The 16,507-nt window shown below is 66.5% G+C and carries 21 protein-coding genes; 8 read left to right on the plus strand and 13 right to left on the minus strand.

The window, feature by feature from the left end:
- Positions 1-103: 103 nt before the first annotated feature.
- The 4 genes from ISM_RS13515 to ISM_RS13530 all read right to left on the minus strand — a co-directional run bounded on the left by ISM_RS13515 (position 104) and on the right by ISM_RS13530 (position 4,927).
- On the minus strand, positions 104-1,696 hold the full coding sequence (locus ISM_RS13515; RefSeq protein ID WP_009814745.1) for a THUMP domain-containing class I SAM-dependent RNA methyltransferase: 1,593 nt from the start codon (positions 1,694-1,696) through the stop codon (positions 104-106).
- Positions 1,697-1,700: 4 nt separating this feature from the next.
- A complete protein-coding gene (locus tag ISM_RS13520) occupies positions 1,701-2,873 on the minus strand; it encodes a lytic murein transglycosylase (protein WP_009814746.1) in 1,173 nt (390 codons plus the stop codon).
- A gap of 81 nt (positions 2,874-2,954) precedes the next feature.
- Positions 2,955-3,869, minus strand: a complete 915-nt coding sequence (gene cbiB, locus ISM_RS13525) for an adenosylcobinamide-phosphate synthase CbiB (RefSeq protein ID WP_009814747.1) — start codon at positions 3,867-3,869, stop codon at positions 2,955-2,957.
- Positions 3,866-4,927 carry a threonine-phosphate decarboxylase gene (locus ISM_RS13530; RefSeq protein ID WP_009814748.1) on the minus strand — a complete coding sequence of 354 codons (1,062 nt, stop codon included), beginning with the start codon at positions 4,925-4,927 and terminating at the stop codon, positions 3,866-3,868. Before ISM_RS13530 ends, cbiB begins: the two co-directional genes overlap by 4 nt.
- Positions 4,928-5,065: 138 nt before the next feature.
- Here ISM_RS13530 and ISM_RS13535 point away from each other — a divergent pair, with 138 nt between their 5' ends.
- Entirely contained in the window at positions 5,066-5,431 is a 366-nt protein-coding gene (locus ISM_RS13535) for a response regulator (RefSeq protein ID WP_009814749.1), read from the plus strand.
- Here ISM_RS13535 and ISM_RS13540 read toward each other — a convergent pair.
- Positions 5,419-6,438, minus strand: coding sequence for a glutathione S-transferase family protein (locus tag ISM_RS13540; protein WP_009814750.1), 1,020 nt, complete (start codon positions 6,436-6,438; stop codon positions 5,419-5,421). The genes ISM_RS13535 and ISM_RS13540 overlap by 13 nt on opposite strands.
- Before the next feature lie 227 nt (positions 6,439-6,665).
- Here ISM_RS13540 and ISM_RS13545 point away from each other — a divergent pair, with 227 nt between their 5' ends.
- Positions 6,666-7,016, plus strand: a complete 351-nt coding sequence (locus ISM_RS13545) for a hypothetical protein (protein WP_009814751.1) — start codon at positions 6,666-6,668, stop codon at positions 7,014-7,016.
- Positions 7,017-7,191: 175 nt separating this feature from the next.
- Here the strand turns inward: ISM_RS13545 and ISM_RS13550 are convergent, their stop codons facing one another.
- Together ISM_RS13550 and ISM_RS13555 are read right to left on the minus strand one after the other, a co-directional pair.
- Complete coding sequence (locus tag ISM_RS13550) at positions 7,192-7,749, minus strand: L,D-transpeptidase family protein (protein WP_009814752.1); 558 nt, start codon at positions 7,747-7,749, stop codon at positions 7,192-7,194.
- A gap of 4 nt (positions 7,750-7,753) precedes the next feature.
- Positions 7,754-8,926, minus strand: coding sequence for a MalY/PatB family protein (locus tag ISM_RS13555; RefSeq protein ID WP_009814753.1), 1,173 nt, complete (start codon positions 8,924-8,926; stop codon positions 7,754-7,756).
- 110 nt (positions 8,927-9,036) lie between these two features.
- Here ISM_RS13555 and def (ISM_RS13560) point away from each other — a divergent pair, with 110 nt between their 5' ends.
- Genes def (ISM_RS13560) through ISM_RS13575 form a run of 4 tightly spaced genes read left to right on the plus strand, consistent with a single transcriptional unit; the run spans position 9,037 to position 11,238 of the window.
- Entirely contained in the window at positions 9,037-9,555 is a 519-nt protein-coding gene (def, locus tag ISM_RS13560; RefSeq protein ID WP_009814754.1) for a peptide deformylase, read from the plus strand.
- A 3-nt stretch (positions 9,556-9,558) separates the two neighbouring features.
- A complete protein-coding gene (gene def / locus ISM_RS13565) occupies positions 9,559-10,056 on the plus strand; it encodes a peptide deformylase (RefSeq protein WP_009814755.1) in 498 nt (165 codons plus the stop codon).
- Positions 10,056-10,964 carry a methionyl-tRNA formyltransferase gene (gene fmt, locus ISM_RS13570; protein WP_009814756.1) on the plus strand — a complete coding sequence of 303 codons (909 nt, stop codon included), beginning with the start codon at positions 10,056-10,058 and terminating at the stop codon, positions 10,962-10,964. The genes def (ISM_RS13565) and fmt overlap by 1 nt, the downstream gene beginning before the upstream one ends.
- A gap of 25 nt (positions 10,965-10,989) precedes the next feature.
- Positions 10,990-11,238 (plus strand): hypothetical protein, encoded by a 249-nt coding sequence (locus tag ISM_RS13575; protein ID WP_040618090.1) that lies wholly within the window; start codon positions 10,990-10,992, stop codon positions 11,236-11,238.
- 45 nt (positions 11,239-11,283) lie between these two features.
- Here the strand turns inward: ISM_RS13575 and ISM_RS13580 are convergent, their stop codons facing one another.
- The 6 genes from ISM_RS13580 to ISM_RS13605 all read right to left on the minus strand — a co-directional run bounded on the left by ISM_RS13580 (position 11,284) and on the right by ISM_RS13605 (position 15,294).
- Complete coding sequence (locus ISM_RS13580) at positions 11,284-11,907, minus strand: trimeric intracellular cation channel family protein (RefSeq protein ID WP_009814758.1); 624 nt, start codon at positions 11,905-11,907, stop codon at positions 11,284-11,286.
- Complete coding sequence (gene rnhA, locus ISM_RS13585) at positions 11,904-12,368, minus strand: ribonuclease HI (RefSeq protein WP_009814759.1); 465 nt, start codon at positions 12,366-12,368, stop codon at positions 11,904-11,906. Before rnhA ends, ISM_RS13580 begins: the two co-directional genes overlap by 4 nt.
- The gene (locus ISM_RS13590) at positions 12,361-12,960 is read right to left on the minus strand and encodes a class I SAM-dependent methyltransferase (protein WP_009814760.1); all 600 of its coding nucleotides are present in this window, start codon (positions 12,958-12,960) and stop codon (positions 12,361-12,363) included. The genes rnhA and ISM_RS13590 overlap by 8 nt, the downstream gene beginning before the upstream one ends.
- Complete coding sequence (locus ISM_RS13595) at positions 12,953-13,567, minus strand: class I SAM-dependent DNA methyltransferase (RefSeq protein WP_009814761.1); 615 nt, start codon at positions 13,565-13,567, stop codon at positions 12,953-12,955. Before ISM_RS13595 ends, ISM_RS13590 begins: the two co-directional genes overlap by 8 nt.
- On the minus strand, positions 13,564-14,514 hold the full coding sequence (gene ispH / locus ISM_RS13600; protein ID WP_009814762.1) for a 4-hydroxy-3-methylbut-2-enyl diphosphate reductase: 951 nt from the start codon (positions 14,512-14,514) through the stop codon (positions 13,564-13,566). Before ispH ends, ISM_RS13595 begins: the two co-directional genes overlap by 4 nt.
- Positions 14,515-14,718: 204 nt before the next feature.
- Positions 14,719-15,294: a LabA-like NYN domain-containing protein gene (locus ISM_RS13605; protein ID WP_009814763.1), complete on the minus strand. Its 576-nt coding sequence runs from the start codon at positions 15,292-15,294 to the stop codon at positions 14,719-14,721.
- Positions 15,295-15,530: 236 nt separating this feature from the next.
- Here ISM_RS13605 and folK point away from each other — a divergent pair, with 236 nt between their 5' ends.
- Positions 15,531-16,076 carry a 2-amino-4-hydroxy-6-hydroxymethyldihydropteridine diphosphokinase gene (gene folK, locus ISM_RS13610; protein WP_040618558.1) on the plus strand — a complete coding sequence of 182 codons (546 nt, stop codon included), beginning with the start codon at positions 15,531-15,533 and terminating at the stop codon, positions 16,074-16,076.
- Positions 16,077-16,149: 73 nt separating this feature from the next.
- Positions 16,150-16,503 (plus strand): DNA-directed RNA polymerase subunit omega, encoded by a 354-nt coding sequence (gene rpoZ, locus ISM_RS13615; RefSeq protein WP_009814765.1) that lies wholly within the window; start codon positions 16,150-16,152, stop codon positions 16,501-16,503.
- The last annotated feature ends 4 nt before the right edge of the window (positions 16,504-16,507 follow it).

Below are 16,507 nucleotides of genomic sequence, written 5' to 3' on the forward strand. Positions count from 1 at the left end.
TGTCGGTATCGCGTCGGTATTACGACGGTAACACGACAGTGCGCATTTTCAGGAAGGGTGGCCCTGAAGGGCCGCCGTTAACCTTTACACAGAACGGGTGAAATCAGAGCTGCGCCTGCCAGAGCCGGACTTTTAGACCGCCATGGGCGACGGGCGGGCCGGGGGGCGGGAATTTGATCCCCATCGGCCGGATCAGCGAGACATCGGTGGTGACGATGCCGACGCGCCAGCCCGAGAAATCTTCGGTCAGTTTGCGGCCAAGGGCGGCGTAGAGCGCGTAGAGCATCTTCTTGTTGCCGATGCGGCCGCCATAGGGCGGGTTGATCATCACAAGACCCGGCGGGCCTTCGGGCCGTTGCAGGTCGCTCACCGAATGCTGGGTGAACTGGCACAGGTGAGAGAGGCCGGCGCGCTCGGCATTGGCGCTGGCGCCGCGAATGGCGCCGGCGTCGCGGTCGCTGCCATAGGCGCGAAAACCGGGGTCGGGCTCGGTTGCCTCGGGGGTGATGCGGCGGCGGAAGGCGGCATAGGCCTCGGCGTCGAAGCCCGCGAGATCCTCGAAGGCAAAGCGGCGGGTCGCGCCGGGCAGGAGACCGGCGGCGATGGAGGCCGCTTCGAGCGGGAAGGTGCCCGAGCCGCACATCGGGTCGAGCAGCGGTTCGCGCCCGTCAAAGCCGCAGTCGCGCAAGAAGAGCGCCGCCATGCTTTCGCGCATCGCGGCCTTGCCGACGAATTCCTTGTAGCCGCGTTTGTGCAGCGGCTCGCCCGAGCTGTCGAGCGAGACGGTGCAGAGATCATCCTCGATGCGGATCATCAGGCGCAGCGTCGCCTCGGCGTCGATCGGCACGCCAAGGGTTTCGGTGATGGCGGTTTCGACCCGTTGGACGGCGGCCCCGGCGTGGTAGATCTTGGAGCGTTTGCAGGTGGCCTCGACCTTGATCGGCACGTCGGGGCGCAGGTAGAGATCCCACGGGAAGCGGCGGGCGCGTTTGTCGAGCTGGGCCACATGCATGGCGCGGAAGGAGCCGAGGCGGACCAGCACCCGGCCCGCGCCGCGCAGCATGAGATTGGCGCGCCAGACCTCGGACCAATCGCCATTGGCCGCGACGCCGCCGGGTTCGGCGATGGCATCGGCAAAGCCCAGGGCGCGGGCCTCGGCCTCGAGCGTGGGTTCAAGGCCGGGAGGGGCGGCGAAGAAGAGCCTCTGCGGCGTGCCATCGGCCATGGGGGCGACGGGCGCGGGCTCGGCTGGGGAGGGCTGGGCGGGGGCGGGCTGGGCCGGTTTCGGCTGTTTCGCCGGTTTGGGTTTGGATTTCGCCTGCGACGCCGGGTATTTGCTGCCGCGCGCTTTGGGGGCGGGCTTGGCGTGGTTTTGGTCCGGTTTCTGGTCAGGCTTGCGGTCAGGTTTGCCGGTCGGCTTGGCGTCCGCCTTGGGCTTGGCCGCAGGGCTGTCGGAGCGCTCGGTGCTCTGCGCCGGGCGCGGCGGTTTGCTCACCCGCCGCCCGGGGTTGGCGAGCGGGTTGGCTTTGCGCTTGGGGCTGTCGGGGGTGCCAGTGGAGCCAGAGCCAGTGGGGCCAGAACCGGTGGGGCCAGCGCCCGCCGGGCCGCGCCGTTTCTGGCGCGGTTTGCGGGGCGTGTCGCCAGCGCGGGTTTGGTCGCGGCGGTTCTGGTCGGGGCGGCCGGGCCGGTCGGGCATCGGATCAGAGCCGGTTCAGCAGCGCGCGGGTCGGCCAGGCATCAGCGGGCAGGCCCAGCTTTTGCTGCACGTCCTGCACGGCGGCGCGGGTGCCTGCGCCCAGGATGCCGTCGATCTTGCCCACGTCATAGCCGCGCTGGGCGAGCTTGGCTTGCAGCTCTTTCATCTGGGCGCTCGAGAGGCCGGGATCGGGGTTTCCGGCGTCAAAGACCGGCGCGCCTTGCAGCCGGTTGGCGAAATAGGCGGCGGTGAGCACATAGGTAAAGCTCTGATTCCACTCGAAGAACACGCGGAAGTTCGGGTAGGCGATGAAGGCCGGGCCGCCGCGCCCTTGCGGCAGCAGGATCGAGGCGGGCAGGTTTGTGGCGAGCTGACCATGGCGCGGGCGCACGCCCTGCGCGGCCCAGACGGAGGCGGGTTTCGTGGTGCGCAGCCCGGTCTCGGCCCAGTTCATATTGGCGGGCAGCGTCACCTCTTGCAGCCACGGCTCGCCCTTGCGCCAGCCGAGATGGGCGAGCATCTTGCCGCCCGACATGAGCGCATCGGCGGCGGAGGTCTTGAGCGAGACATGGCCATCGCCATCGCCATCGACGCCATTGTCGATGATGTCTTGCGGCAGCATCTGCACCATGCCGATTTCGCCCGCCCAGGCGCCGGTGGTCTTGGTCGGGCTGAAATCGCCGCGTTCATAGAGTTTCAGCGCGGCAAAGACCTGGGGCCGGAAGAGTTCGGGCCGGCGGCAATCATGCGAGAGCGTCACCAGCGCGTTCAAAGTGTTGATATTGCCTTGGAAGCCGCCGAAATCCGTCTCGAAGGCCCAGAAGGCCAGAAGCACGCCGCGATCGACGCCATAGGTCGCCTCGATCCGGTCGAAGAGCCGGTCATAGGATTGCGCCTTGGCGCGCCCGGTGTTGAGCCGGTTGGCCGAGATCAGGTGGCGGGCAAATTCGGTGAAATCCTTCTGAAACACGCCTTGTTGGCGGTCGGCTTTGAGCACCGCCTGATCCTGACGGGCGGAGGCAAAGAAGCCGTTGACCGTGGCGGGGGCATGGCCGCGGGCGATGGCCTCGGATTTGAGGCCTTGGACGAAACTTGCAAAGCTGCCGCCGCATTGCTGGGCCGAGGCCATCGAGCCGAACGTCAGCCCGGCGGCGGTGAGAAGAGAGAGAAAACGCATGGGATCACCTTGTCTAGCACAGGGGGGTCTGAAACCGGGTCTCGGTCGGGTCGTCTGTTAGCGGGCAACCTAGTGCGCGGGTCACCCCAAGACAACCGCGGCCAGCGCCAGAGCGCCGGTGAGCACCGCCCAGACCCGCCACAGGGCGCGGGCGCAATCGGTGATGCTCTGGGCCTCGGGGGTGCGATTGCCGTCCGGGTGGACGAAGGGATAGTCCTGCATCTTGCCGCCATAGCTGCGCGGGCCGGAGAGGGCGATGCCGATGGCGCGGGCCATGGCGGCCTCGGGCCAGCCGGCGTTGGGCGAGCGGTGACGGCGGGCCTCGTCGCGGATCGCGGCCCATTGGCCGAGCTGGCCATGGGTGAGCGCGATGAGCAGCGCGGTGAGCCGGGCGGGCGCGAGGTTGAGCAGATCGTCAAAGCGGGCGGCGGCCCAGCCGAAGGCCTCGTGGCGCGGGGTGCGGTGGCCGATCATGCTGTCGGCGGTGTTGGTGATCTTGTAGACCAGAAGCCCCGGCAGGCCGGCGATGAGGAACCAGAAGGCGGGGGCGATGAGCCCGTCGGAGAAATTCTCGGCCCCGGATTCCACCGCGGCGCGGATGATGGCCGGGTCGTCCATCGCGGCAGTGTCGCGGCCGACGATCATCGCCACGGCGCGGCGGCCGTCCCCGGTCGAGGTGCGCAGGCCCCGGACCACCGCCATCAGGTGATCGATGAGCGAGCGATGGGCGAGCAGGATCGCGGCGAGGATCAGCTCGACCAGCGGGCCAAGGAGGCTCAGGAGCCAGCCAAGGAGCCACGCGCCCAAGACCATGAGCGCCAAGGCGAGCAGGCCCTTGAGGCGTCTCGCTGTGCCATGGTTGAGCCGGGTGTCGAGTGTGCTCACCACCCGCCCCATGAGCACCGCCGGATGCGGCAGCCGCGACCAGAGCGCGCGCGGCTCGCCCAATAGGGCATCGAGGAGGAGCGCGAGGGGCAGCAGGCAGAGCGTGCTCATGACAGGACCCCGGCGGGGGCGTCAGCGGGCAGATCGGCAGGCAGATCGGCAGGCAGATCGGCAAGGGCTGTGGCGATCCGGTCCCAGCCGTCCTCTGGCGGCAGGCCCAGCCGCAACCAGCGCGGCGCATAGGGAAAGGCACGGCTCCAGATATGGTGGCGGGCCAGATGCTCTTGCCAGTGCTGGGCCTCCGAGACCTCGTAGAGCCGGAAGAGATCGGTGCCGCCAAGCCCCACAGCGCCCGCGCCCTGCATCAGCCCATCGAGCCGCGCCGCATCGCGGGCGAGCCGGGTGCGCGTCGCCTCGGCCCAGGCCTGATCCGAGAGCGCCGCGGTGGCAATCGCCAGCCCCGGACCCGAGACCGGCCAAGGGCCGATGAGCTCGGCCAGACGCGCGGTGAGATGGCGCGGCCCGATGGCAAAGCCGAGCCGCAGCCCGGCCAGCCCCCAGAACTTGCCAAAGCTCTTGAGCACGAGGTGATCGCCCTCGGGCAGATGCGGCAAGAGCGAGCGTTCGGGCGCGATGTCGCAGAAACTCTCATCCACCACCATGCGCGGCGCGTCGAGCATCTCGACCCCGTGCCAGGTGCCGGTGGGATTGTTGGGATGGACGATGACCCGCAGATCGGGTCGGTCCTCGGCCAGGGTGTCTTCGGTCAGGGTCCAGCCATGGGCCTCAAGGCTCGCACCATGTTCATTATAGGTGGGGGCGGGCACATGGGCGCGGCCGCCCGTCTGCGCCGACCCGAGCTCGGGCCAGAGCGCCGGAATGCGGGCGATGAGCGCCGAGGCGCCGGGCGCTGCGACGAGGCCCAGCGCGTCTGGCACCTGCCAGAGCGCGCGCGCCGCCGCCAGCAACCCCTCCATCGCGCCGGCATCGGGCAGCGCAGTCCAGGCGTCATGGGGCAGCGGGCCGACGGGGTAGGGCGTCGGGTTGATCCCGGTCGACAGATCGAGCCAGCCGCGCCGGTCGCCACCATGGCGCGCGATGGCGGCATCGAGCCCGCCGCCGTGATCGCGCGGGGTCTGAACGGGCAGGGGCGTGGTGGCATCGGGCATGGCGGCTCTCCTTGCCGCTATTGAGCCGATTCTCGGCGCATAAACAAGTCGCGGATGCGGCATCGGCCTCTGCGTCAGCAGGGCGGATTAGGGTTTTGCGCAAATTTGATCTATCGTCGCGCGCAAGGGAACGAGTGAATGAATGTTTTGCTAGTGCAATCGGATCCGCAGCTGGCCAGCCTTTGGGCCGGGCATCTGGCGGAAGAAGGGGTCAGCGCCGCGATGGCGCGCGGCCAGCGCGAGGCGGTTCGGCTCTTGCAGACGCAGGGTTTTGCGGCGGTGGTGCTTGACCTTGACCTCGAAGAGGGCTGTGCCCTCGCGGTGGCTGATCTCATCGCCTATCGCTGGCCGAGCCTGCCCATCCTCTTCGTGACGGGCAGGGCGATGTTTGCCGATGGCTCGATCTTTGCGGTGAACGCCAATGCCCGCGCCTATCTGCAGCGCGATGTGGCGCCCTCGGACCTCACAACCTTGGTGATGTATTTCGGCGGCTACTGGGCCTGAGCGCGGGGCTGACCCTCGCTTGCGGCAGTCAGGCGCTCGCGGTCATGCGGGGCGGTGAAATCCGGATCGGGGTTGATCGGGATGATCCGATGCGGGTTCACCGTGTCATGGCTGTAGTGGTAGTGGCGCACGATATGGTCGAAATTCACCGTCTCGGCCACGCCCGGCCATTGGTAGAGCTCGCGCAGATAGGCCCAGAGCGCCGGATAGTCGGTGATCCGCGCCCGGTTGCATTTGAAATGGGTGTGATAGACCAGATCAAAGCGGATGAGCGTGGTGAAGAGCCGCCAGTCGGCCTCGGTGATCCGTGTCCCCATCAGATAGCGCCTGTGACTCAGCCGCTCTTCGAGCCAGTCGAGCGTGTCGAAAAGCGGATGCACGGCGGCATCATAGGCCTCTTGGCTGGTGGCAAACCCAGCCTTGTAGACGCCATTGTTGAGCGTGTCATAGATGCGGTCATTCACCGGCGCGATCTCGGCGCGCAGATCCTCGGGCCAGTAATCGTCGCGATTGCCGGTGAGTGCGTCAAAGGCCCCGTTGAACATGCGGATGATCTCGGCGCTCTCGTTTGACACGATGGTGTCGCGCTCGCGGTCCCAGAGCAGCGGCACGGTGACCCGGCCGGAAATACCGGGATCGGCCCGGGTGTAGAGATCGCGCAGATAGGGCAGGCCATAGAGTGTGTCACCGGTGGCGCCGGGATAATCCGCGCGAAATTCCCAGCCTTCGCCCAGCATGTCGGGATGCACCACCGAGACGCCGATATGATCCTCGAGGCCCTTGAGGGCGCGAAAGATTAGCGCCCGATGCGCCCAGGGGCAGGCAAGCGAGACATAGAGATGATAGCGCCCGGATTGCGCGGCAAAGCCGCCCTCGCCCGAGGGCCCCGGCGCGCCGTCGGGGGTGATCCAGTTGCGAAACCGCGCGCTGTCGCGCTTGAACGCGCCGCCGGTGGCGGAGGTGTCATACCAGCTGTCGCGCCAGATGCCGTCAACGAGTTTGCCCATGGGATCGGTCCTTTGGTTCTGTGGTCAGCCTGTCTTTGTCTGCCCCAAGACCTAACGCACCCGCGGGCACAGACCAGTGCCGCGCCCGCGCAGCGAGGGTGCAAAGATGCACAGGACCCACGGTCACAAGAATTGTCCCATCGGTTAACTTGACTTTCACATCAGGCTGTTATGTCCTTGAGTGTAACACACCGCGATTGGGGAAACGCGCGGGAGGGGAGACTGCCATGACCGATTATCTGACGCCCGAAATCAAGGCTGGGCTGGACCGCGCGCGCGAGCTTGCTGAACGCAAATCCTCGCGGCTGCGGCTGCATTCCGGCGAAGAGATCTACCGCGTGCTGCGCGCCTGGGACGGCGGTTTTGCGCTCGACCGCGAGAGCACACCGCGGCTGCGCGGCCTCGTTGATCTCTATGATGGCAGCCGCCACCTGTCGCATTGCCTGATCGTCGCCTCCTCGGAAGAGGGTGGCGAGCTGCATGTGGAATATAAGCGGATGACCGAGGCGCGTTCTACGCCGCCGCTCGATTTCGCCCGCCCTGACGATGCGCCGGCGGGGCTCTTGCCGCGCCACTGATCGCCGCGCCCTTTGGCAGTCCGGCTCTCTGACAGATCGGCCCGCCTCAGGCGGGGCGGTTGCTCGTCTGCGGGGCGAGTGCCTCTTTCTGGTCCCAAATACCCAAATCCCGCCAGTCGCCCGAGGGACAGGCCCCGAGGCGTGTCGCAATAAGTCGGGCGCTATCCCCGGCAGCTCAGGGCCGGATCACCACGCGGGTGCCAATTGGGGTGACGCGCCACAATTCCTCGATCTCCGCATTGGTCAGCGCGATACAGCCCGCTGTCCAGTCGCCCTTGCGGCGCAGGATGTCGGGCAGCTTGTTGGGCTGGCCGTGAAAGAAGATATCGCCGCCCGGTGATACGCCCTGGGCGGCGGCGCGGGCGCGGTCTTCGGCCCGGGGGTAATTGATGCCGAGCGACAGGTGGAACTGGCTCTGGTCATTGCGCCGATCGATGCGGAACTCGCCCTCGGGCGTCTTGCCATCGCCTTCGATCTGCTTGTCGCCCTCTGGCGCAAAGCCCAGCGCCACCTCGTAGCTGCGCAGCGCTTCGCCCTCGCGGTAGACGGTCATCCGGCGCTCGGATTTGTCGAGCTCGATCAGGTCGATCGTGCCGGTGAGCGGCGGCAGCGGCGCGGGCGGCGGCGGTGGCGCGATGCTCACGCTGCGCCACAGCGCCACGCCGATCAGCACGACCAGCATCAGCGCCGTCAGGCGGATGAGCCGCCGCCGCCAGGGATGCCGCGCCGCCATCCGCCTATTGCAGATCGCCAAAGGCCGTCTGCATCCGGCGCACCGCCTCTTCGACCCGCACCCGCGGCGTGGCGATGTTGAACCGCAGGAAGCTCTCGCCGCCCTTGCCGAAGGTGGCGCCATGGTTGGGGGCGATCTGGGCGTCTTGCTGCACGCGGCGGATCACCTCGGCAGGGGCCATGCCGGTGTCGGCGAAATCGATCCATGTCAGATAGGTGGCCTCGAGCGACATCGGCTTGACCCCGGGGATCTGCGCCAGACCCTCCTCAAAGATCCGCCGGTTGCCATCGAGATAGGGCACCAGCGCATCGACCCATTCGGCCCCCTCGGGCGAATAGGCGGCTTCGGCCATCACCAGCCCGAAGGAATTGGGCGATTTGCCCATCGCCGCCAGATGCGCTGTCAGCCGCGCGCGCAGGGTCTCGTCGGGGACGATGACATTGCCGGTATGGCTGCCCGCGATGTTGAAGGTCTTGGTGGTCGCCGTCATCATGATGAGCCGGTCGAGGATCGTCTCATCGGCGAGCGGCATCGGGATATGGCTGTGACCCGGCATCACCAGATCGTGGTGGATCTCGTCCGAGATCAGCAAGAGATCGTGACGGCGGGCAAATTCCGCCACGCCGCGCAGCTCGTCGCGGGTCCAGACCCGGCCGCCGGGATTGTGCGGCGAGCACAGGATGAGCATCTTTTCGCGGCCCGTCATCTGCGCGTCCCAGGCGTCGAAATCCATCTCATAGCGCCCGTCGCGCCGCGCCAATTCGCATTCCACCACCTCGCGCCCGCCGGCCCGGATGACCCGCGCAAAGGCGTGATAGACCGGCGTCATCAACACCACCCCATCGCCCGGCTCGGTCAGCGCGTCGAGACAGAAGGCCACGCCATTGACCAGCCCATGGGTGGTCAGGATCGCCTTGGGATCGACCGTCCAGCCATGGCGCGTCTGCATCCACCAGCAGATCGCCTCGCGATAGCTCTGATCCTCGCCGTAATAGCCGTAGACCCCGTGATCGAGCATGTTTTGCAGCGCGTCCTGCACCACAGAAGGCGGCCGGAAATCCATATCGGCGACCCACATCGCCAGGCCGGTATCGGGAGACACACCATAGATCTTTTCCATACTGTCCCATTTGCTCGAATGGGTGTTGCGGCGGTCGATCAACTCGTCAAAATTCATGCGCTGGCTCCGTGTGACAGGCGGGGGGATTTGCGGCTGTGAAGCTAACGCTTTGCGGGCGAGGTGCAAGGGCGTTGCGAAGCCATGCATGATCGCTTAAGTGAAGCGCCATGAAACGCCCTATTCTGATCCATCCCGACCCGCGCCTGAAAAAGGTCTGTGCCCCGCTTGACGACATCAGCGACGCGGTGCGCGCGCTGGCCGATGACATGCTCGAAACCATGTATGACGCGCCGGGCATTGGGTTGGCCGGGCCGCAGATCGGCGTCATGGACCGGATCATCGTGATGGATTGCGAGAAAGACGAAGGCGTCGATCCCGCGCCCCTCGTCATGGTGAACCCCGAGGTGATCGCCAGTTCAGACACGCTCAACACCTATGAGGAAGGCTGTCTCTCGATCCCCGATCAATTCGCCGAGGTGACGCGGCCCAAGGAGGTCGAAGTGCGCTGGCTCGGGCTTGATGGCGAAGAGCATAGCCGCGGCTTTGACGGGCTCTGGGCCACCTGCGTGCAGCATGAGATCGACCATCTCGATGGCAAGCTTTTCATCGATTATCTCGGCACGATGAAGCGACAGCTCATCACCCGTAAGATGGTCAAGCTCAAGCGCGAATTGGCGCGGGCCTGAGCCATGCCGCGCCCCTGTATCCCCTGGCCCGACAAACGCCTGCGGACGCCGGCCGAGGATGTGGCCGCGATCACCGATGAGACCTGCGCCCTCTGGGACGAGATGATCGCGGTAATGGAGGCGATGCCCGGGGTCGGTCTGGCGGCCGTGCAACTGGGCGAGATGCATCGCCTCGCGGTGGTCGATGCCAGCTCTGAGCGCGGCCAGGCGGTGCGCATGGCCAATCCCGAGGTCCTCCATGCCAGCGCCCAGCTGCGCGAACATGAAGAGGCGAGCCCCAACCTGCCCGGCGTCTCGGCCAAGATCTCGCGCCCGCGGGCCGTCACCGTGCGGTTCCTGAACCAAGAGGGTGAGATCGAAGAGCGCGATTTCGTCGGGCTCTGGGCCACCTCGGTGCAACACCAGATCGACCATCTGGCGGGGCGGATGTATTTCGACCGGCTGAGCAAGGTCAAACGCGACATGCTCTTGCGCCGGGCCCGCAAGCTGGGGGCCGGCTGATGCGGGTGGTCTTCATGGGCACGCCGGACTTCTCGGTGCCGGTGCTGCAGGCGCTGCAGGACGCGGGCCACGAGATCGCCGCCGTCTATTGCCAGCCGCCGCGCCCGGCGGGCCGGGGCAAGAAACTCCGCCCGAGCCCGGTGCAGGCCCGCGCCGAAGAGCTGGGCCTTTTGGTGCGCCACCCCGAGAGCCTCAAGACCCCCGAGGCGCAGGATGAGTTCGCCGCGCTGGGGGCGGATGTGGCGGTGGTCGTGGCCTATGGGCTTCTCTTGCCGCGGGCCATTCTCGACGCGCCGGCCAAGGGCTGTCTCAACATCCATGCCTCGCTCTTGCCGCGCTGGCGCGGGGCCGCGCCCATCCACCGGGCGATCATGGCGGGCGATGCCGAGACCGGGATTTGCATCATGCAGATGGAAGAGGGGCTCGACACCGGGCCGGTCCTGCTGCGCCGTGCGACGCCGATCGGCCCGCGCGAGACCACCGGGCAATTGCATGACCGGCTGAGTGTCATGGGGGCCGAGCTGATCATCGACGCGCTGGGGCAGCTGGATGAGCTCACCCCCGAGCCACAACCCGAGGCGGGCGTCACCTATGCCGCCAAGATCGACAAGGCCGAGGCGCGGATCGACTGGGGCTGGCGCGCCGCCGAGGTGGACCGCACCATTCGCGGGCTGAGCCCCTTTCCGGGCGCCTGGGTCGAGGTCGCGGGCGAGCGGATCAAGCTTCTGGCCTCGGAACAGGCCGAGGGCTGTGGCGCGCCGGGCGAGGTGCTCGACGACGGGCTGCGTGTGGCCTGCGGTCAGGGGGCGGTACGGCTTTTGCGCTTGCAACGGGCCGGGCGCGGGGCGCAGGATGCGCCGGAATTCCTGCGCGGCCTGACCCTGCCGCGTGGCAGCCGTCTGGGCTGATCCAGACCTAGAAAAGGACGCGCCCATGTTTCCCATGTTGATCGGTACGGTGGTGATTGCGGGCATTGTCGGCTATCTCAGCGAGAAATCCGGCTTTACCCGCAATGGCATCGTGCAGAGCATCATCATCTGCGTGGGCGGGGCATTTTTGTTTTACTTCGTGCGGATCATGTTCGGCATCCGCTTTGGCGCGCCGGGGGTGGATGCGATCCTGTCCTCAGTGGGCGCGCTGATCATCGTGCCGACCCATTGGCGGGGCCGCGGCAAACGCTGATCCGGCGCTCATTCTGGTTCCAAATACCCAAAATCTCTGGCTTGCCTACGCGCGTGGCGGGCGCGAGCGATAGACCGGGATGCGCCAGCCAAAGACCATCGAGCCTGCGCGCAGCGCCAGCGTGGTGAGCGCGGCCGCGCCCAGCGCCAAAAGCCCATCGGCCATATGCTCGGTCATGAGCGCCGCCACCAGCGCCCCGGCAAAGGCCGCGGTCACATAGAGCTCGCCCTGTTTGAGCACCAAGGGCACTTCGCCCACCACCACATCGCGCATCAGACCGCCGAGACAGCCGGTGGCCATGCCCATCAGCACCACCACCACGGTCGACTGCCCCAGTTCGAGCGCGAGACCGGCCCCGGCAGGGACCGCCACGGCGAGCGCGAAGGCGTCGAGCCACAAGAGCCAGCGATAGCGGCTTTCCACCAGATGCGCGGTGAAGAAGATCAGCACCGCCGCCGCGCAGGCGATGAGGATATAGGTCGGGTTGGCGATCCAGAAGATCGGGTTGCGGTCCAGAAGCAGGTCGCGCAGCGTGCCGCCGCCAACCCCGGTGAGCGCCGCGAGAAAGGCAAAGCCCACGATGTCGAGCTGGGCGCGGCTCGCCACCAGCGCGCCGGTCAGGGCAAAGATCGCGACCGAGCCGTAATCCAGAAGCGCCAGCGCGGTCATTTGGCGGCTTTCGGTTTGTAGGGCGCCATGCCCTCGCGGGCGAGCTCGTCCGCGCGTTCGTTCTCTGGGTGGCCGGCATGGCCCTTGACCCATTCCCAGGTGACCTTGTGCCGGGCCTGCGCCGCGTCGAGACGCTGCCAAAGCTCGACGTTTTTCACGGGTTTCTTGGCCGAGGTTTTCCAGCCGTTTTTCTTCCAGCCGAAGATCCAGCCGGTGACCCCGTTTTTGACGTATTGGCTGTCGGTGACGATGGTGATGGTGCTCGGCTTTTCCAGCGTCTCGAGCGCAGTGATGGCGGCCATGAGCTCCATCTGGTTGTTGGTGGTCAGCGCCTCGCCGCCGCTCAGCTCGCGCTGTTTGATCACCTCTGCGCCACGCTTGGCCTGCATCAGCACGCCCCAGCCGCCCGGGCCGGGATTGCCGGAACAGGCCCCATCGGTATAGGCCACGAGATCAACCATGGGCGGTCACGATCACGAAAGTGTCGGCGGCGCCGGGCCGGTCGTGGCGGTTGCCCCGGCGGCTGCGGAGGGCGGTAAAGCCTGCGGCTTGGGTCAGGTCGGTCAAATCGGCCTCGCTGTAGTAAGTGACATAGCGCCCGAGGGCGTCGCGGCCTGCGTCATGGCCCAGTTTCATGCCGAGATGCAACATGCCTTTGGGGCGGAGCGCGCGGTGGATGCGCTGGAGCGCCTCGGGCAGGGCGGCGCGGGGCAGGTGCAGCAGGCTGAAATTGGCCCAGATGCCATCATAGGCGGCCCGCGCCTCGAGTTTTTCTGCGCCCATCTCCATCACGGCGAGCCCGGTGCGGGCGCGGGCCAGCGCGGCCATCTCGGGGCAGGGGTCGCAGGCGCTGACCTCGTGACCCATCTGCCTGAAATGCGCGGCCCAGGTGCCGGGGCCGCAGCCGAGATCCAAGAGCCGGGCGCGGATCGGCAGCGGCGCGAGAAAGGCCGCGATGTCGGGGCTGTAATCGGGCTCTGGGGCCAGGGGCGTGCCCTGCGCATAGTCGCGGGCGGCGCGGGCATAGACAGCCAGTGTCGCTGCGTCAGCCATGGGCCGCGATGGTGACCCAAGGTGCGACAGTGCCGTCGAGCCCGGTGTCCTTGCCCCGGCGCGAGGCGGTGGGGGTAAAGCCCGCTGCGCGCAGGAGCCCGGAAAGCTCGTCCTCGGTGTAATAGGTATAGCGTCGGCCCAGCGCGTCGCGGGCCTCGCCGTGGCCGGTCTTCATACCGATATGAAAGAGCCCGCCGGGGCGCAGCGCGCGGCGCAGCGCCGCCAGATGGCGCGGCATTTCGGCGCGCGGCGCGTGGAGCAGCGAGAAATTGGCCCAGATCGCGTCATAGGCGGCAACCTCGTCGATGTCGTCGAACGTGGCGAGCCGGGCGGTGACGCCGGGATGCGCGCCGGCCAGCTTGACCATTTCGGGCGCGGCGTCGGTGGCGGTGACGCGGTGACCGGCGGCGGCCATATGGGCGGCGGCAGCACCCGGGCCGCAGCCCAGATCGAGCACGTCAGAGCCTGCGGACAGCGTCTTGAGGAACCGCGCGAGATCGGGATCAATTTTGCTGCGGGCGGTCAGGTCGCGGTATTCGGCGGCCTTGCGGTCATAGACCGAGAGGGTTTCGGCATCGGGGCCGGTGCTCTGGTCCGGGTCGCTCATGCCGGTTCGCGCAGCACGCGGGGCACTTTGAAATGCACGCTTTCCTTGGCGGTCTCCACCTGTTCGATGGTCACGTCATAGCGGGCCTGAAGGGCGGCGATCACCTCATCCACCAGCACCTCGGGGGCCGAGGCCCCGGCGGTCACGCCGATCGAGGCGATGCCGTCCAGCGCCCGCCAGTCGATGTCATCGGCGCGTTGCACGAGCTGCGAATAGGCGCAGCCGGATTTCGCGCCGACCTCGACCAGACGCCGCGAGTTCGAGGAATTGGGCGCGCCCACCACGAGCATCGCCTGCGCATGGGCGGCGATGGCCTTGACCGCCTCTTGGCGGTTGGTGGTGGCGTAGCAGATGTCTTCTTTATGGGGTCCCTGGATCGCCGGGAAGCGCGCCTGCAGCGCGGCGACGATGCCGGCGGTGTCATCGACCGAGAGCGTGGTCTGGGTGACATAGGCAAGTTTCTCGGGATCGGTGACCGGCACTTTGGCCACATCATCGACCGTCTCGACCAAAAGCACCGCGCCTTCAGGGAGCTGGCCCATGGTGCCGATGGTTTCGGGGTGGCCGGCATGGCCGATCATGATGATCTGCAGCCCGTTCTCGTGATGGCGCTCGGCCTCGATATGGACCTTGGAGACCAGCGGGCAGGTGGCGTCGACATAGATCATTTCGCGGCGCGCCGCCTCGGCGGGGACGGATTTCGGCACGCCATGGGCCGAGAAGATGACCGGACGGTCGTCGGGGCAATCCTCGAGCTCTTCGACAAAGACCGCGCCTTTGGCGCGCAGATCGTCCACCACATATTTGTTGTGCACGATCTCGTGGCGCACATAGACCGGTGCCCCCCATTTCTCGAGCGCAATCTCGACGATCTTGATGGCGCGGTCGACACCGGCGCAAAAGCCGCGCGGCGCGGCGAGATAGAGGGTAAGGGGCGGTTTGGTCATGGTCTCTCCTGCTTGGGCAGAGAGGTAAGGGCTTGGCGCCAGTCTGTCCAGAGGGGCCGGTCTGTCCAGAGGGGCCGGTCTGTCCAGAGGGGCTGGGCCTGAGGGGGCCAGCCGAGCCATGCCTCGCCAGAGTGGGGTGGACGGGGCAGGAGAGGCGGAGACGGCAGATGTGAAACGGGGCGCTGGATGCGCCCCGTTCAGATCTTATTCGCTGCGGTCGGCGGGGCCGCGGGGCCCGTCGCCATCATTGTCGCGCGGCGGGCGCCCGATCACATCCTTGAGATCGTCGAGCTCGATGAAATTATCGGCCTGACGACGCAGCTCGTCGGAGATCATCGGGGGCTGGCTACGGATCGTGGACACGACCGAGACGCGCACGCCTTGACGTTGCAGGCTCTCGACGAGAGGGCGGAAATCGCCATCGCCAGAGAACAGAACGATATGGTCCACATGCGGGGCCAGCTCCATGGCGTCGACGGCAAGTTCGATATCCATGTTGCCCTTGACCTTACGTCGACCCTGGCTGTCGGTGTATTCCTTGGCCGGTTTGGTGACCATGGAAAACCCGTTGTAATGCAGCCAGTCGACCAGCGGTCGAATTGGCGAATACTCATCATTTTCCAGCAGGGCGGTGTAGTAAAACGCGCGCAACAGCTTGCCACGGCGCATAAACTCGGAACGCAGTAGTTTGTAATCGATGTCGAAACCCAACGCCTTGCCTGCGGCGTATAGGTTGGACCCATCGATGAACAGCGCGAGCCGTTCGTCCTTGTAAAACATCAAAAATTCCTTTCGAATGGTCGAAAACCGGTGTTGATGCCCCTTGGTTTGAGAGTGGATTTCAGGGCTCCGGTTTAGCGCACCAACTTAACTATAGGCCATGGCGCGGTAAAGAGTAGCATTGGGTTTCCTAAAGAAAGTACAGGATATTGGATAAAAAACTACAATCCTCTACAGGAGCCTCTTCGGCAGCCCTTTCTGGGGCCTCTTCGGTCGCCTCTTCTGCGGCCTCTTGCCTGGTGGCTTTGGGGGGTAATCTCTCGTCGAGTGTGGGAGCTCCGCAAGAGACGCTGTCGGCGGCGCTCGAGCGGCTCGAGGCGCTGGGCCTGCGGGTGGCGGCGGTGAGCCGGTTTTACCACACGCCGTGTTTCCCGGCCGGGGCAGGGCCCGATTACGTCAACGCGGCCGCCGCGCTCGAGACCGGTCTGGGGGCCGAGGAGATCTTGGCCAAGCTGCATCAGGTCGAGGCAGAGTTCGGCCGAGAGCGCGAGACGCGGTGGGGGCGGCGGACGCTCGATCTCGATCTCGTGGCGCGCGGCAATGAGGTGCTGCCCAACCGCGAGCGGTATCTGCATTGGCAGGCTTTGTCGCCCGATCTGCAGGCGCAGGCGGCGCCCGATGAGCTCATCCTGCCGCATCCGCGCATTCAGGATCGGGGCTTTGTTCTGGTGCCTCTTTTGGACGTGGCGCCGGGCTGGGTGCATCCGGTCCTTGGGCTCAGCGTGCGGGAGATGGTAGAACGCCTGCCGCAGGCGGCGCGCGACGAGGTGGTGCCGCTATGATTCGGTGCTTGTAAATCCCCCGGCGAGGGCGTAAATAGCACGTTCCGATAGCCCCTTTGACTTTGGAGGTCGTATGGCCCGCGTTACGACAGAAGATTGCGTTGACAAGGTTCCGAACCGGTTTGACCTGGTGATGCTCGCCGCCCATCGGGCGCGCGAAATCTCGGCCGGCTCGCCGCTGACCGTGGACCGTGACAACGACAAGAACCCGGTCGTGGCCCTGCGCGAGATCGCCGATGAGACGCAAAGCGCCGAAGAGCTGCGCGAGCGTCTGATCGAATCGAACCAGACCGAAATCGAGGTTGACGAGCCGGAAGAAGATTCCATGGCTCTGCTGATGGGCGGTGAGGCAGACAAGCCGCAAGAGGATGACATGTCCGAAGAGAAACTGCTTCGGGCTCTGATGGAAGCTCAAGGCCAAGGCTGATCCA

This window comes from Roseovarius nubinhibens ISM, from assembly GCF_000152625.1.
In the GTDB taxonomy this organism is placed as follows: Bacteria; Pseudomonadota; Alphaproteobacteria; order Rhodobacterales; family Rhodobacteraceae; genus Roseovarius; species Roseovarius nubinhibens.

Bases quoted from the DNA above. Each gene is read 5' to 3' on its own strand.
- ISM_RS13515 (WP_009814745.1), bottom strand. From the start codon at position 1,696: ATGCCCGACCGGCCCGGCCGCCCCGACCAGAACCGCCGCGACCAAACC.
- ISM_RS13520 (WP_009814746.1), bottom strand. From the start codon at position 2,873: ATGCGTTTTCTCTCTCTTCTCACCGCCGCCGGGCTGACGTTCGGCTCG.
- cbiB (WP_009814747.1), bottom strand. From the start codon at position 3,869: ATGAGCACGCTCTGCCTGCTGCCCCTCGCGCTCCTCCTCGATGCCCTA.
- ISM_RS13530 (WP_009814748.1), bottom strand. From the start codon at position 4,927: ATGCCCGATGCCACCACGCCCCTGCCCGTTCAGACCCCGCGCGATCAC.
- ISM_RS13535 (WP_009814749.1), top strand. From the start codon at position 5,066: ATGAATGTTTTGCTAGTGCAATCGGATCCGCAGCTGGCCAGCCTTTGG.
- ISM_RS13540 (WP_009814750.1), bottom strand. From the start codon at position 6,438: ATGGGCAAACTCGTTGACGGCATCTGGCGCGACAGCTGGTATGACACC.
- ISM_RS13545 (WP_009814751.1), top strand. From the start codon at position 6,666: ATGACCGATTATCTGACGCCCGAAATCAAGGCTGGGCTGGACCGCGCG.
- ISM_RS13550 (WP_009814752.1), bottom strand. From the start codon at position 7,749: ATGGCGGCGCGGCATCCCTGGCGGCGGCGGCTCATCCGCCTGACGGCG.
- ISM_RS13555 (WP_009814753.1), bottom strand. From the start codon at position 8,926: ATGAATTTTGACGAGTTGATCGACCGCCGCAACACCCATTCGAGCAAA.
- def (WP_009814754.1), top strand. From the start codon at position 9,037: ATGAAACGCCCTATTCTGATCCATCCCGACCCGCGCCTGAAAAAGGTC.
- def (WP_009814755.1), top strand. From the start codon at position 9,559: ATGCCGCGCCCCTGTATCCCCTGGCCCGACAAACGCCTGCGGACGCCG.
- fmt (WP_009814756.1), top strand. From the start codon at position 10,056: ATGCGGGTGGTCTTCATGGGCACGCCGGACTTCTCGGTGCCGGTGCTG.
- ISM_RS13575 (WP_040618090.1), top strand. From the start codon at position 10,990: ATGTTTCCCATGTTGATCGGTACGGTGGTGATTGCGGGCATTGTCGGC.
- ISM_RS13580 (WP_009814758.1), bottom strand. From the start codon at position 11,907: ATGACCGCGCTGGCGCTTCTGGATTACGGCTCGGTCGCGATCTTTGCC.
- rnhA (WP_009814759.1), bottom strand. From the start codon at position 12,368: ATGGTTGATCTCGTGGCCTATACCGATGGGGCCTGTTCCGGCAATCCC.
- ISM_RS13590 (WP_009814760.1), bottom strand. From the start codon at position 12,960: ATGGCTGACGCAGCGACACTGGCTGTCTATGCCCGCGCCGCCCGCGAC.
- ISM_RS13595 (WP_009814761.1), bottom strand. From the start codon at position 13,567: ATGAGCGACCCGGACCAGAGCACCGGCCCCGATGCCGAAACCCTCTCG.
- ispH (WP_009814762.1), bottom strand. From the start codon at position 14,514: ATGACCAAACCGCCCCTTACCCTCTATCTCGCCGCGCCGCGCGGCTTT.
- ISM_RS13605 (WP_009814763.1), bottom strand. From the start codon at position 15,294: ATGTTTTACAAGGACGAACGGCTCGCGCTGTTCATCGATGGGTCCAAC.
- rpoZ (WP_009814765.1), top strand. From the start codon at position 16,150: ATGGCCCGCGTTACGACAGAAGATTGCGTTGACAAGGTTCCGAACCGG.